The 12,761-nt window shown below is 73.1% G+C and carries 13 protein-coding genes; 7 read left to right on the forward strand and 6 right to left on the reverse strand.

Annotated elements, in window-relative coordinates:
- Complete coding sequence (locus tag AC4BGE_RS17175) at positions 1-1,821, forward strand: AMP-dependent synthetase/ligase (protein ID WP_490572444.1); 1,821 nt, start codon at positions 1-3, stop codon at positions 1,819-1,821.
- A 111-nt stretch (positions 1,822-1,932) separates the two neighbouring features.
- Positions 1,933-3,153, forward strand: a complete 1,221-nt coding sequence (gene hemW, locus AC4BGE_RS17180) for a radical SAM family heme chaperone HemW (RefSeq protein ID WP_490576069.1) — start codon at positions 1,933-1,935, stop codon at positions 3,151-3,153.
- A gap of 30 nt (positions 3,154-3,183) precedes the next feature.
- Here hemW and AC4BGE_RS17185 read toward each other — a convergent pair whose 3' ends face one another.
- The 3 genes from AC4BGE_RS17185 to AC4BGE_RS17195 all read right to left on the reverse strand — a co-directional run bounded on the left by AC4BGE_RS17185 (position 3,184) and on the right by AC4BGE_RS17195 (position 5,307).
- Positions 3,184-4,038 (reverse strand): DUF3097 domain-containing protein, encoded by an 855-nt coding sequence (locus AC4BGE_RS17185; protein ID WP_490572442.1) that lies wholly within the window; start codon positions 4,036-4,038, stop codon positions 3,184-3,186.
- Positions 4,039-4,097: 59 nt separating this feature from the next.
- On the reverse strand, positions 4,098-4,475 hold the full coding sequence (locus tag AC4BGE_RS17190) for a hypothetical protein (RefSeq protein WP_490576070.1): 378 nt from the start codon (positions 4,473-4,475) through the stop codon (positions 4,098-4,100).
- Positions 4,476-4,545: 70 nt separating this feature from the next.
- Complete coding sequence (locus AC4BGE_RS17195; protein WP_490572440.1) at positions 4,546-5,307, reverse strand: MBL fold metallo-hydrolase; 762 nt, start codon at positions 5,305-5,307, stop codon at positions 4,546-4,548.
- A gap of 117 nt (positions 5,308-5,424) precedes the next feature.
- Here AC4BGE_RS17195 and hrcA point away from each other — a divergent pair, with 117 nt between their 5' ends.
- The 3 genes from hrcA to AC4BGE_RS17210 are packed head-to-tail and all read left to right on the forward strand — an operon-like array spanning position 5,425 to position 8,419.
- Entirely contained in the window at positions 5,425-6,456 is a 1,032-nt protein-coding gene (hrcA, locus tag AC4BGE_RS17200) for a heat-inducible transcriptional repressor HrcA (protein ID WP_490572439.1), read from the forward strand.
- 35 nt (positions 6,457-6,491) lie between these two features.
- The gene (gene dnaJ, locus AC4BGE_RS17205) at positions 6,492-7,670 is read left to right on the forward strand and encodes a molecular chaperone DnaJ (RefSeq protein WP_490572438.1); all 1,179 of its coding nucleotides are present in this window, start codon (positions 6,492-6,494) and stop codon (positions 7,668-7,670) included.
- A gap of 11 nt (positions 7,671-7,681) precedes the next feature.
- Positions 7,682-8,419 (forward strand): 16S rRNA (uracil(1498)-N(3))-methyltransferase, encoded by a 738-nt coding sequence (locus AC4BGE_RS17210; RefSeq protein WP_490572437.1) that lies wholly within the window; start codon positions 7,682-7,684, stop codon positions 8,417-8,419.
- A gap of 40 nt (positions 8,420-8,459) precedes the next feature.
- Here the strand turns inward: AC4BGE_RS17210 and AC4BGE_RS17215 are convergent, their stop codons facing one another.
- Genes AC4BGE_RS17215 through AC4BGE_RS17225 form a run of 3 tightly spaced genes read right to left on the reverse strand, consistent with a single transcriptional unit; the run spans position 8,460 to position 11,043 of the window.
- Complete coding sequence (locus tag AC4BGE_RS17215; protein WP_490576071.1) at positions 8,460-9,419, reverse strand: Gmad2 immunoglobulin-like domain-containing protein; 960 nt, start codon at positions 9,417-9,419, stop codon at positions 8,460-8,462.
- The gene (locus AC4BGE_RS17220; protein ID WP_490576072.1) at positions 9,416-10,522 is read right to left on the reverse strand and encodes a Gmad2 immunoglobulin-like domain-containing protein; all 1,107 of its coding nucleotides are present in this window, start codon (positions 10,520-10,522) and stop codon (positions 9,416-9,418) included. The genes AC4BGE_RS17215 and AC4BGE_RS17220 overlap by 4 nt, the downstream gene beginning before the upstream one ends.
- Positions 10,519-11,043, reverse strand: a complete 525-nt coding sequence (locus AC4BGE_RS17225) for a SigE family RNA polymerase sigma factor (protein ID WP_490572434.1) — start codon at positions 11,041-11,043, stop codon at positions 10,519-10,521. Before AC4BGE_RS17225 ends, AC4BGE_RS17220 begins: the two co-directional genes overlap by 4 nt.
- Positions 11,044-11,199: 156 nt before the next feature.
- Here AC4BGE_RS17225 and AC4BGE_RS17230 point away from each other — a divergent pair, with 156 nt between their 5' ends.
- Positions 11,200-11,568: an HIT domain-containing protein gene (locus tag AC4BGE_RS17230; RefSeq protein WP_490572433.1), complete on the forward strand. Its 369-nt coding sequence runs from the start codon at positions 11,200-11,202 to the stop codon at positions 11,566-11,568.
- Positions 11,565-12,761 carry a hypothetical protein gene (locus AC4BGE_RS17235; protein ID WP_490576073.1) on the forward strand — a complete coding sequence of 399 codons (1,197 nt, stop codon included), beginning with the start codon at positions 11,565-11,567 and terminating at the stop codon, positions 12,759-12,761. Before AC4BGE_RS17230 ends, AC4BGE_RS17235 begins: the two co-directional genes overlap by 4 nt.

A 12,761-nucleotide genomic window follows, 5' to 3' on the forward strand; every position in this document is an offset into this window, starting at 1 on the left:
ATGCCGAACAACGACACCAGCTTCATGGCGAACATGCACCCCAATGTCGCGGTCCAGTTCTACGACCGCGTCGCTAAGTCGCCCGAGCGCGAGGCGTTCCGGTACCCGACCGAGTCGGAGGCGTGGGAGTCGGTCACCTGGGCCCAGGCTGGGGAGATCGTCCGCAACCTCGCCGGAGGCCTGCTCTCGCTGGGTCTCCAGCCGGAGATGCGAGTCGGCATCGCGTCGAGCACCCGCTACGAGTGGGTCCTCGCCGACCTGGCCATCATGTGTGCCGCCGGTGCCACCACGACGGTCTACCCGACCACCAACGAGGAGGACACCTCCTACATCCTCTCCGACTCCGAGAGCCGGCTCGTCTTCGCCGAGGACGACGTCCAGATCGCCAAGCTGGTCAACCGCAAGTCCGAGCTGCCCTACGTGGCCAAGGTGATCACCTTCGAGGGCAAGACCGACGGCGACTGGGTGATCAACCTGGACGACCTCTCGGCCCTCGGTGAGGCCTACCTGGCTGCCAACCCCGGCGTGCTCGAGGCGAAGGCCGAGGCGATCCGCCCCGACCAGCTGGCCACCCTGATCTACACCTCCGGCACCACCGGTCGTCCCAAGGGCGTGCGCCTGCGCCACGAGTCGTGGGTCTACGAGGGCAGCGCCATCGCCTCGCTGGGCATCCTCGGCGAGGACGACCTGCAGTTCCTCTGGCTCCCGATGGCCCACTCCTTCGGCAAGGTGCTGCTCTCGACCCAGATGGCGTGCGGCTTCCCGACCGCCATCGACGGCCGCGTCGAGAAGATCGTGGAGAACCTCGGCATCGTCAAGCCGACCTTCATGGGTGCGGCCCCCCGCATCTTCGAGAAGGCCCACGGCAAGATCGTCACCATGCAGGCCGCCGAGGGCGGTGCCAAGGAGAAGATCTTCAAGAAGGCCTTCGAGGTCGGCATCGAGGTCGACCGCCTCCGGGCCGAGGGCCGCCCGATCCCCTTCGGCCTGGGCCTGAAGCACAAGGTGCTCGACAAGCTGGTCTTCGCCAAGATCCGCGACCGCTTCGGAGGACGCGTCCGCTTCTTCATCTCGGGTGCGGCCGCGCTCAACCAGGACATCGCCGAGTGGTTCGGCGCCGCCGGGATCACCATCCTCGAGGGCTACGGCCTGACGGAGACCTCCGCCGGTACCTTCGTCAACCACCCCGACCAGAACAAGTTCGGCACGGTGGGCCCCCCGTTCCCCGGCACCGAGGTCAAGCTCGGCGAGAACGACGAGGTCCTCATCAAGGGCCCCGGCGTGATGGAGGGCTACCACAACCTGCCGGAGGAGACCGCCAAGGCGCTCACCCCCGACGGCTGGCTGCACACCGGTGACAAGGGGACGCTCGACGAGGACGGGCACCTCAAGATCACCGGCCGGATCAAGGAGCTCTTCAAGACCTCCGGCGGCAAGTACATCGCCCCGCCGGCCATCGAGTCGAAGTTCAAGGCCGTCTGCCCCTACGCCAGCCAGTTCATGGTCTTCGGTGACGAGCGCAACTACTGCGTCGCGCTGGTCACCCTCGACCCGGACGCCATGGTGACCTGGGCCGAGGAGAACGACATGGCCGGCGCCTCCTACACCGAGATCGTGCGCAGCCCGAAGGTCCGCGAGATGGTCCAGGGCTACGTCGACGAGATGAACTCCCAGCTCAACCGCTGGGAGACCATCAAGAAGTGGGAGCTGCTCGACCACGACCTGAGCGTGGAGTCCGGCGAGCTGACCCCGTCGATGAAGGTCAAGCGCAACGTCGTCGAGGGCAACTACAGCGACCTGATCGAGAAGATGTACGTCTGACCCTCGCCCCGGCGCGACGCGCGCCGAGGACGACCAGCAGGGCCCCGCGGTGACCGCGGGGCCCTGCTCGGCGTTTCCGCCCCGCGCCCAGGGGCGTGGTGGGATGGGCGGGTGCCATCAGCGTTGCCAGCCGGTGAACCGGCCCCCGAGGACGGGTCGCTCCCGCTCCACGCCCTGGCGGGGGCGCAGGACCGTCCCCTCGCCGTCTACCTGCACGTGCCCTTCTGCCGGGTGCGGTGCGGCTACTGCGACTTCAACACCTACACCCCCTCCGAGCTGGGCGACGTGGGTGGCACCTCGATGGCCTCCTACGCCGACCAGGTCGTCGCGGAGATCAAGCTGGCGCGCCGGGTGCTGGGGGAGGCGGCCCGGGAGGTCACGACCGTCTTCGTGGGGGGCGGCACCCCCACCCTGCTCCCGGCCGGCGACCTGGCCGCGATGCTCGGTGCGGTCCGCACCGAGCTGGGGCTGGCGCCGGACGCGGAGGTCACCACCGAGGCCAACCCCGACAGCGTCACCCCGCAGGGGCTGGCCCAGCTGCGGGAGGCCGGCTTCACCCGCATCTCCTTCGGCATGCAGTCGGCCGTCCCGCACGTGCTGGCCACCCTGGACCGGACGCACGACCCGGCGCGCGTCCCGCTCGCGGTCGAGTGGGCGCGGGCGGCGGGCTTCGAGGAGGTCAGCCTCGACCTGATCTACGGCACCCCGGGGGAGAGCCAGGACGACTGGGAGGTCTCGCTGGAGTCGGCGCTGGCCTCGGCGCCCGACCACGTCTCGGCCTACTCGCTGATCGTGGAGCCGGGCACGGCACTGGCGCGGAGGGTGCGGCGCGGTGAGGTGCCGATGCCGGACGACGACGACCTCGCCGACAAGTACCTGAGGGCCGACGAGCGGCTCAGCGCGGCCGGGATGGAGTGGTACGAGGTCTCCAACTGGGCCCGCCGGCCCGAGAGCCGGTGCCTGCACAACCTCCTCTACTGGCGCGGGGCCGACTGGTGGGGTGTCGGCCCGGGCGCCCACTCCCACGTCGGCGGCGTGCGCTGGTGGAACGTCAAGCACCCCGCGGCGTACGCCACCCGGCTCGCCGCGGGCCTGAGTCCGGCACAGGGGCGTGAGGTGCTCACCGCCGCCGACCAGCACGTGGAACGGGTCCTGCTGGAGCTGCGGCTGCGTGAGGGCCTGCCGCTGGAGGTGCTCTCGGCGGCCGAGCGGGCCGGCGTCCCCGACGTCGTCGCCCGCGGGCTGGCGGTGGAGTCGGGGGACCGGCTGGTCCTCACCCGCGACGGACGGCTGCTGGCCGACGCGGTCGTCCGCGACCTGCTGGTCGACTGAGCCCGCCCGACGGCGGTCCGGGAGCCGCTCTCAGGGCGCGGTGACGAAGTCGATCAGCTCCTCGACCCGGCCGAGCAGGGCGGGGTCAAGGTCCTGGAAGCCGCGCACACCGCCGAGGACGTGCTTCCAGGCGCGCGCGATGTCGGCCTGGTCCCGGTGCGGCCAGCCCAGCTGCTGGCAGGTGCCCTTCTTCCAGTCGATCGAGCGCGGCACGTCGGGCCAGCGGGTGAAGCCGAGGCGCTCGGGCTTGACGGCCTGCCAGATGTCGATGAACGGGTGCCCCACGATCAGCACGTGCTTGCCCACCGGCGAGCGCATGATCCCCTGGGCGATCCGGCTCTCCTTGGAGCCGGGCACCAGGTGGTCGACCAGCACGCCGACGCGGCGCTCGGGTCCGGGCTTGAAGTCCTTGAGGTGGTCGGCCAGGTCGTCCACGCCGCCCAGGAACTCCACCACGACGCCCTCGATGCGCAGGTCGTCGCCCCAGACCTTCTCGACGAGCTCGGCGTCGTGCCGGCCCTCCACGAAGATCCGGCTCTGCCGGGCGACCCGGGCCTTGGCTCCGTGGACCGCCACCGACCCCGAGGCGGTCCGGGTGGCCTTGGCCGGGGCGGCGCGCTGGACCGGCGGGGTCAGGACCACCGGGGCGCCCTCGAGCAGGAAGCCGGGGCCCATCGGGAAGGTCCGCCGCTTGCGCCGGCGATCCTCCAGGGTGATCGTCCGCAGGTCGCGGTCCATGGCGACGATCTCGCCGCACCACTCGGTGGTGACCTCCTCGACCACGAGGCCGAGCTCGGCGGCCCGCTCCTGGGCGCGACCCCGCTTGGGGGCGCGCCAGTCGCCGGAGAGGACGTCGGAACCGTAGCGGTCGGTGGGGGAAGGCACCGGTCCACGCTAGGACGCCGGGGGTCCGCCCGGCGTGAGGACGCGCGGAGCCGTCCAGATCATCCGCCGCTGATCCCGGCCTGACCCTGGTCGCCGGAGTCCTGCATCGCCTCCGCGTCGGTGGCGGGCTCGTCCGCGTCGTCGGCCCCGGACCGGTCGGCGTCGTCGCCCTCCTCGAGCACCGCGAGCTCCTCCTGCGACTTGGTGGCCGGGTCGTCGGGGTCCAACGGCTCGGCGAGGGGGTTGTCCTCGCCCGGCTTGAGGTCGTCGGGCAGCTGCTCGTCGGAGATGCCGGCGACCGAGCGGTCCTGCGGGGCCGCGTCGTCCGAGCCGTGGTCGGCGTCGGCCTCGCTGGTGGTGCTGTGCGCCTGGGGCAGGTCGGGGGTCTCGGAGGTGTCGGTCATGGCCTCGGCGTACCCGCGGGTGAGTCGAGTCACACCTGGAATGCTCGGCAGAGGTGCCGGGCCGGGAGGCGGCGGGGCAGTCGGCACGGCGGCCGGCGGTGCCTCACACCAGGGGGAGCTGACGCTGCGACCGGGGCAGCTGGTCGTAGGCCCGGTCAACGGCCGGGGCCACGTGCTCGAGCGGGAAGGGCCAGCTGGCCGCGGCGAGCGCCTCGGTGCGTGGCACCCCGCGTCCGGCCAGGTCGCGCAGGGTCTCCGCGACCGTGCCGATGTCGCCGCGCTGCTGCTCGAGGAAGTCGCGGTCCACCGGGGCCCCGTGGCCCGGGACGACGACGGTGCCGGGTGTGGTGAGACCCAGCACCAGGTCGAGCGCGACCGGCCACTCCATCGGCCACGAGTCGTCGCCGTACCAGGGGGCGGTGGACTCCGTCACCAGGTCGCCGACGACCAGGACGTCGGCGTCGCCGACCCGTACCACCAGGTCGCCCCCGGTGTGGGCGCGCCCGGGATGGAAGAGCTCGACGACCCGGTCGCCGAGCTCGACGACGTGCACCGAGGAGAAGGTCCGGGTGACCTCCGGCACGTCGGCGTCCTCGTGTGCCACCACCGCGGCGTCGGGGAAGGCGGAGACGAGGGCGTCGTTGCCGCCGACGTGGGCGACGTGGTCGTGGGTGTTCACCACGGCGACCACCTCGCCGACGTCGAGGGCCCGCACCTGCTCGACCAGCTCGCGGCCGGCCTCCTCGGACTCCCCGGTGTCGACGACCAGCGCTCCCCGGGCACCTCCGACCACGGTGACGTTGACGTCGTGGGCGGCGTACCGTGCCACCCAGACCCGGTCTGCGACCTGCTGGAACTCCGGCATGTACGCGAGCCTAGCCCGCGGGATCCTTCCTTGTAGACTTGGCACTCGGGGGTCTGGAGTGCCAGCCTGCCATCCGAGAACTCCAAGCACGCACGAACGATCCGAACGGAGGAGCCCATGTCGGAGGAACGCAAGCTCGCCGTTCTCCGCGCCATCGTCGAGGACTACGTCGCCACCGAGGAGCCGGTGGGCTCGAAGGCGCTGGTGGAACGGCACCAGCTGGGTGTCTCCCCGGCGACCGTGCGCAACGACATGGCGGCCCTCGAGGACGAGGGCTTCATCCACCAGCCGCACACCAGCGCCGGACGGGTCCCCACCGACAAGGGGTACCGGCTGTTCGTCGACCGGCTCAGCACGGTCAAGCCGATGTCCAGCGCCGAGCGGCGGGCGATCGCTTCCTTCCTCGACGGCGCCGTGGACCTCGACGACGTCGTCCAGCGCTCCGTGCGGACGCTCTCCCAGCTGACCCGTCAGGTCGCCGTCGTGCAGTACCCGACGCTGTCGCGCAGCACCGTGCGCCACGTCGAGGTCGTCGTGCTGGCGCCGGGTCGGCTGCTGGTCGTGCTGATCCTCTCCACGGGCCGGGTCGAGCAGAGGCTCGTCGAGCTGCCTCCGGAGTCCGACGAGATCGGGGACGAGCAGCTCGTCGCCCTGCGCAACCGGATCGGCCGCGCGACCTCCGGACGACGGATCGCCGAGGCCGCCAGCGCGCTGACCGCCCTGGCGGAGGAGGTCCCGGACACCGACGCTGCCCTGACCGGTGCGGTCGTCGAGAGCCTCACCGAGGCCATGTCCGACCACCGTCGCGACGAGCGGGTGGCGGTCGGCGGCGCGGCCAACCTGGCCCGGTTCGGTCAGGACTTCGACACCGCCGTGCGGCCGCTGCTGGAGGCCCTGGAGGAGCAGGTCGTGTTGATGCGGCTCCTGGGCGAGGCCGCCGACGCCGGTGCCGTGACGGTCAGGATCGGGCACGAGGGGCCCTACACCGAGCTCTCCGGGACCAGCGTCGTGGCCACCGGGTACGGCCCGGGGCAGGACGCGCTGGCGAGCCTGGGTGTCGTGGGCCCGACCCGGATGGACTACCCCGGCAGCATGGCGGCGGTCCGTGCGGTCGCCCGATACGTCTCCCGCATCCTCGACGAGGCCTGAGCGGCCTCGCACCCCCACCAAGACGAAGGACGAAGTTGAGCCAGGACCTCTACGAGTTGCTCGGTGTTCCCCGGGACGCCGATGCCGACACGATCAAGAAGGCCTACCGCCGGCTGGCCCGCCAGCTCCACCCGGACGTCAACCCGGACCCGGAGACCCAGGAGCGGTTCAAGGAGGTGACGGGGGCCTACGAGGTGCTCTCGGACCCCCAGAAGCGCGCCCACTACGACCGGGGCGGCGACCCCTTCGGGGGAGCCGGTGGCTTCGGCCAGGGTGCCGGGTTCTCCTTCACCGACATCATGGACGCCTTCTTCGGCGGCCAGGGCCCCGGTGGCGGCGCGGCCGGCGGCGGCGGGCGGGGGCCCCGGCCGCGGACCAGGCGGGGCCAGGACGCGCTGATCGCGCTCGAGGTCGAGCTGGCCGAGGCCGCGTTCGGCGTCACCAAGGAGATCAAGGTCGACACCGCGGTGGTCTGCTCGACCTGCCACGGCGAGGGCACCGCCCCCGGCACCCACCCGCAGACCTGCGAGACCTGCCGCGGGGCCGGCGAGGTGGCCCAGGTGCAGCGGTCGTTCCTGGGTGAGATCCGCACCCTGCGCCCCTGCGCGGCCTGCCGCGGCTTCGGGTCGATCATCGCCGACCCCTGCCGGGAGTGCGCCGGAGACGGGCGGGTACGGTCCCGCCGCACCCTCACGGTCAAGATCCCGCCGGGCGTGGACGACGGCACCCGGGTGCAGCTCGCCCACGAGGGGGAGGTCGGGCCGGGCGGCGGCCCCGCCGGCGACCTCTACGTGGAGATCCGGGTGGCCCAGCACCCCACCTTCATCCGCAACGGCAACGACCTGCACTGCACGGTCGCCCTGCCGATGACCGCGGCGGCGCTCGGCACCACCCTCACCCTGTCCATGCTCGAGGCGGACCTCGACGACGACGAGAGCGACGCGGAGCGCTCGCTCGAGCTGGAGGTCCGTCCCGGCACCCAGTCGGGCACCGAGCAGGTGCTCAAGGGCCGCGGCGTGCCCGGCCTGCGCGGCGGACGCGGTGACCTGGTCGTCACCATCGTGGTCGAGACGCCGACCCGGCTCGACCACCGTCAGGAGGAGCTGCTCCGCGAGCTCGCGGAGCTGCGCGGGGAGGAGTCCCCCGAGGGCACCGTCCGCTCCTCGGGCAAGTCGGTCTTCGGCCGGCTGCGCGACGCCTTCCACGGCGGCTGAGCGGAGGCCCCGTGTCGTTGCCCGTGCACTGGGTGCCCTCGCTGGAGCGCGCGCGTCCCGGGGACGTCGTGGACGTGACGGGGGACGAGGGCCACCACGCCGTCGCCGTCCGGCGCCTGCGGACCGGCGAGCGGGTCGCCCTCACCGACGGTCGCGGCACCCGGGTCGTCGGCGAGGTGACCGCGACCGGGAAGCGGCTGCTCTCGGTGGAGGTGGCCGAGGTGGAGCGGGCCGAGCGACCCGTGCCGTCGTTCACAGTGGTCCAGGCCCTGCCCAAGGGCGAACGCGGCGAGCTGGCAGTCGAGGTCCTCACCGAGGTCGGCGTGGACCGGCTCGTGCCCTGGGCCGCCTCGCGCAGCGTGGCGGTCTGGCGGGGGGAGCGGGCCGCCCGCTCGCACGCCCGCTGGGTGAGCACCGCCCAGGAGGCTGCCAAGCAGGCCCGCCGCTCCTGGTTCCCCGAGGTCGCCGCGCTGAGCTCCACCGCGCAGGTGTGCGACCTGCTCGGTGCCGCCGACCTCGCCCTGGTGCTCCACGAGGACGCCACCACCCCGCTCTCCGCGCTGGAGGTGCCGGCCGGCGACGTGGCGCTGGTGGTCGGCCCCGAGGGCGGGGTCTCGCCCGAGGAGCTCGCCGCCTTCGAGGCCGCGGGGGCCCGGCCCGTGCGGCTGGGTCGTGAGGTGCTCCGCACCTCGACCGCCGGCGTCGTCGCCGTGGGAGCCTTGATGGCGCGGACGGCGCGCTGGTCCTGACCGGGCCGCGCGCTCCTCGGGAGCCGACCCCGGTGGGGCGTCAGCGGATCTCGATCTCCTTGCTGTCGGTGGTCGGCCCCGGACCCTCGCCGTCCGAGACGTCCCCGGTGGTGGCCACGAAGGTGTAGCGACCCGGCTCGAGCCCGGAGACGTCGATCTCGTCGCTCTGCCACGGGTAGAGCCGGTCCATCCATCCCTCGGCGGTGGCGAAGCCCTCCAGCACGACCTCGTCCCCGCGCCGGAGCTCCCAGGGCACGGTGGCCTCGAAGGCGCTGGCGACCCCGCTGGCGCGGAACGAGCCGCTCACCACGGCGCCCTGCTCGGGCGCGGTGACGCTGACGAGCGCCAGCACGTCGAGAGGGTCGTCATTGCCGACCCCGTCGGAGGTGTCCACGCCGAAGAGGCTGGTCGGCGTGCCCCCGAGCGTCACGACGACCGGCACCCGCTCCTGCACCACCGCCTGGGCGGTGTGCACCAGCTGCTGGACGGCGAGGCGCGCCTGCCGCGCGCTCATCCCGTCCGGGCGGGCGACCCACGCGTCGTCGGCCAGCTCGGCCACCACCCGTCCGGCGCCCCGGTCGTGGACCACCGAGGCGAAGGAGCCCGTCGGGAAGAGGGAGCGGTAGTCGGGGTCGAGCGTGTCGCCGGTGGTGACCAGCGCGACCGCCGCGCTCAGGGCGTCGTCGGACCCGACGGCGCGGAACTCGCGGTAGAGGCGCGGCCCCTGCGGGGTCTCGCCGACCAGGTACGCGGCGACCGTGCTGCGCCCGCCAGCCGAGCCGGTGGGCGTGGCCGTCGGGACGGGCCCGCCAGGGGACGAGGGGGCCGTGGGGTCCGTGGAGTCCGTGGGGGAGGCGGTCGGGGTGCTCCCGGAGCCGGATGTGTCGGCGCCCGGCGTGCCGCCGGTGGCCGTGGTGTCGGCGTCGCCGCAGCCGCCCAGGACGAGCAGGCACCCCAGGACCAGGGCCGCGGAGCCGGGAGCGGGGGAGCGGTGCCTCATCGGATCGTGAACTCCTTCGTGTCGGTCATCGCGCCGGACCCCTCGGTGCCGGCGGTGGGGTCGTCGGTGGTGGCCCAGACCGTGTAGTCGCCCGGTGGCAGGTTGCTCACGTCGATCTCCTCCTCGAAGGGGTAGAGCCGGTCCTCCATCCAGCCCGTCGCCGCGGGGCCGCTGAGCAGGACCCTCTCACCCTGCCGGATCTCCCAGTACACGGAGGCCTCGAAGCTGTTGGCCACGCCGGAGAGCCGGAGGGTCGCCTCCACGACCTGCCCCTGCTCCGGAGTCGTCAGGTTGAGGTGGTTGAGCATCTCCAGCGTCGAGCCCCGGCTCACCGGCCCCTCCAGCGGGACGCCGAGCAGCCGGGGCGCCTCCACCCATCCGGGCAGGGAGAACCGCACCGGTGCGCTGGACTGGCTCACGCCCTGCAGGGTGCGGACCACCTGCTCGACCGCGGCCCTGGCCTCCTGGTCCGACATCCCCGGGGGGCGGTCGAGGACCTTCTCGGAGACGGTGACTCCGAACGAACCGTCGTCGCCGATCCCGTCGAAGCTGGACCCGAGCAGCGACCCCTCGGGCCAGGCGGTGCGGTAGTCGGGGTCGAGGGCGGGACCCGTGAGCAGGGCGAGCGCGTCGCCGAGCCGTCGTGCGGGCTCGCCCTCGCGGAACTCGCGGACGAGCCGGACCCCGGCCCGCTCGGTGTCCACCAGGTAGTAGATCGGCAGCGCCATCGTCCGGCGACCGGGGGAGCCGGTGGGCATCTCGGTCGCGCTCTCGACCGGGGGAGCGGTCTCCGGAGCGGTCGGGGAGACAGGCGGGGAGGCAGTCGGGGAAGCAGCCGGTGGGGAGGCCGGCGCGACGGTCTCCTCCGTCGGCCCGTCGAGGAAGCCGCCCAACGCGACGACGCCGGCGACCACGGCGGCCACCGAGGCGGCGCCCGCCAGGGTCAGGGGCCAGGTGCGCCGGGCGTCTCCCGGCCGGCGGCCCGCCGTACGGGCCCGGATGCTCGGAAGGCGGTCCGTGGGCTCGACGTCCGCGGCGGCAGCGGTCAGCAGCCGCCGCAGCTCGGCGTCGTGCTGGCGCGGGTGCTCGTGGTCGTGGGTCATGCCTGCTCCTTGACGAAGGGCTCGAGCAGCTCCCGGAGCGCGGCGCTGCCGCGGGAGGCGTGGCTCTTCACCGCGCCCCTGGAGATGCCGAGGGTGGAGGCGATCTCCGCCTCCGAGAGCTGCAGGTAGTGACGGAGCACCAGGACCTCCCGCTGCCGTCCGGGCAAGGCTGCGAGCGCCTCGGTCACGGCGGCGCGCTCGGAGAGCCGTTCCGCCCGGGAGTCGAGCACGTCGGGGAGAGTCGCCGGCACCGCCTCACGGTGGGCGTGGCGAGCGCGGACCACCCGGTGCCGCAGCGCCGACCTCGACCCGTTCACCACGCTGCGCCGCAGGTAGGCCGGTGCGGCGCCCTGGTCGCGGATCCGGTCCCAGTGCCGGTGCATCGCGACGAAGGCGTCCTGGACCACCTCCTCGGCGGTGCCCTGGTCGCGGACCAGCAGGGTGGAGAGACGGACCAACGCGTGCCAGTGGTGGGCGTACAGGTGCTCCAGCGCCTCGTCGGCGTCCAGGGGCCGGCTCATGTGGTGCACCGCCCGGCAGGGGAGAGCAGCATCGGTCGTCACGCTAGTGGGACGCGCGCCGCAGCCGCGGGGTTTACCCGGCGCGCCGCACGGACCGTGTCTCCCCTGCTGAGCGGAGGCGAGACAGCTCTCTGTCTCCCGTGGGAGAGTCCTGCCATGAGCCCATCGAGTGATCCCGGCCACACGGCCGAGTGCCTGTTCTGCCGGCTGGTGGCGGGCGACGTGCCGGCCGAGGTGCTCGACGCCTCCGACCGCTCCGTGGCCTTCCGCGACGTCAATCCCCAGGCCCCCACCCACGTCCTGGTGGTGCCCCGCGCCCACCACGCGAACGCCGTGGAGCTGGCCACCCAGGACCCCGAGGGGCTCGCCGACCTGGTGCGGATGGCCGACGCGGTGGCCGAGGCCGACGGGCTCGCCGGTGACTACCGCCTGGTCTTCAACACCGGGGCGGGTGCCGGCCAGGTCGTCTTCCACACCCACCTCCACGTCCTCGGTGGCCGCCCGCTGAGCTGGCCGCCCGGATGAGGCGACGACTGGCCTCGCTGGCCGCCCTGGCGCTCTCGCTGACGATGCTGGGCGCGTGTGCCGACGACGACGCCCCCGACGCGGGCACGCCCGCCGACCGGCTCGTCGAGCCGAGCGACGCGGCCACCGCCGGCGACGACCACCACGAGGGGGCCGAGGCGGTCGCGGCCAAGAAGCTGCGTCCCGACGAGCGCCGGGTCACCGTCTCCATGGACGAGACCTACACGCCCTCGTCCCCGACCGGCAAGGGCACCGACGACTACCGGTGCTTCCTCATCGACCCCGGCCTGGAGAAGCCGGAGTTCCTGACCGGCACCCACGTGCTGCCCGGCAACCCCGAGGTCGTGCACCACGTCATCCTCTTCAAGGTGGAGCCCTCGGACGTGCCGCGCGCCGAGGACCTGGACGCCGCCGAGGACGGCCCCGGCTGGACCTGCTTCGGCGGCTCCGGCCTCCAGGCGCCGGCCGACCAGCTGACCGACGCGGGCTGGCTCGCCGCGTGGGCGCCCGGTGGCGAGGAGTCGGTGACCAAGCCGGGACACGGCGTGCGCCTGGAGAAGGGGACGCGGGTGATCATGCAGGTGCACTACAACCTGCTCGCCGGCCCCCAGCCCGACGTGAGCGCCACCCAGCTGCGGCTCAAGCCCGTCTCGGAGTCGATGACCGGGCTGCAGACGGTGCTGCTGCCGGCACCGGTGGAGATGCCGTGCCGTCCGGAGCATGCCGATGGCCGGTTCTGCGACCGGAGCCTGTCCATGCTGGACCTGCGCAACCGGATCGGGCCCGACGGCGACCGGACGGCCAACCTGCTCCACCTGCTGTGCGGCGACGACTGGGAGGCCGGCGAGCGCACCGAGTGCGTGCGCACCTTCCGGGAGCCGATGACCGTCCACGGCGTCGCCGGTCACATGCACCTGCTGGGCAAGGAGATCAAGATCGAGGTCAATCCGGGGACGCCACGTGCCCGGACGATCCTCGACATCGGGGTGTGGGACTTCGACGACCAGGGCGGGATCCCGATCGACCCGGTCAAGATCGCCCCGGGAGACGAGGTCAAGGTCAGCTGCCGGCACAGCCAGGAGCTCCGCGACCAGCTGCCGTCGTTCGAGGGCCAGCCGGACCGGTACGTCGTGTGGGGCGACGGGACGACCGACGAGATGTGCCTGGGGATGCTGACGGTCAGCAAGCCGTGA

Source organism: Nocardioides sp. Z50_6 (assembly GCF_058215755.1).

Coding starts and splice junctions, on each gene's coding strand:
- AC4BGE_RS17175 (WP_490572444.1), top strand. CDS start 1: ATGCCGAACAACGACACCAGCTTCATGGCGAACATGCACCCCAATGTC.
- AC4BGE_RS17195 (WP_490572440.1), bottom strand. CDS start 5,307: ATGCCGGAGTTCCAGCAGGTCGCAGACCGGGTCTGGGTGGCACGGTAC.
- hrcA (WP_490572439.1), top strand. CDS start 5,425: ATGTCGGAGGAACGCAAGCTCGCCGTTCTCCGCGCCATCGTCGAGGAC.
- AC4BGE_RS17215 (WP_490576071.1), bottom strand. CDS start 9,419: ATGAGGCACCGCTCCCCCGCTCCCGGCTCCGCGGCCCTGGTCCTGGGG.
- AC4BGE_RS17220 (WP_490576072.1), bottom strand. CDS start 10,522: ATGACCCACGACCACGAGCACCCGCGCCAGCACGACGCCGAGCTGCGG.
- AC4BGE_RS17225 (WP_490572434.1), bottom strand. CDS start 11,043: ATGAGCCGGCCCCTGGACGCCGACGAGGCGCTGGAGCACCTGTACGCC.
- AC4BGE_RS17230 (WP_490572433.1), top strand. CDS start 11,200: ATGAGCCCATCGAGTGATCCCGGCCACACGGCCGAGTGCCTGTTCTGC.
- AC4BGE_RS17235 (WP_490576073.1), top strand. CDS start 11,565: ATGAGGCGACGACTGGCCTCGCTGGCCGCCCTGGCGCTCTCGCTGACG.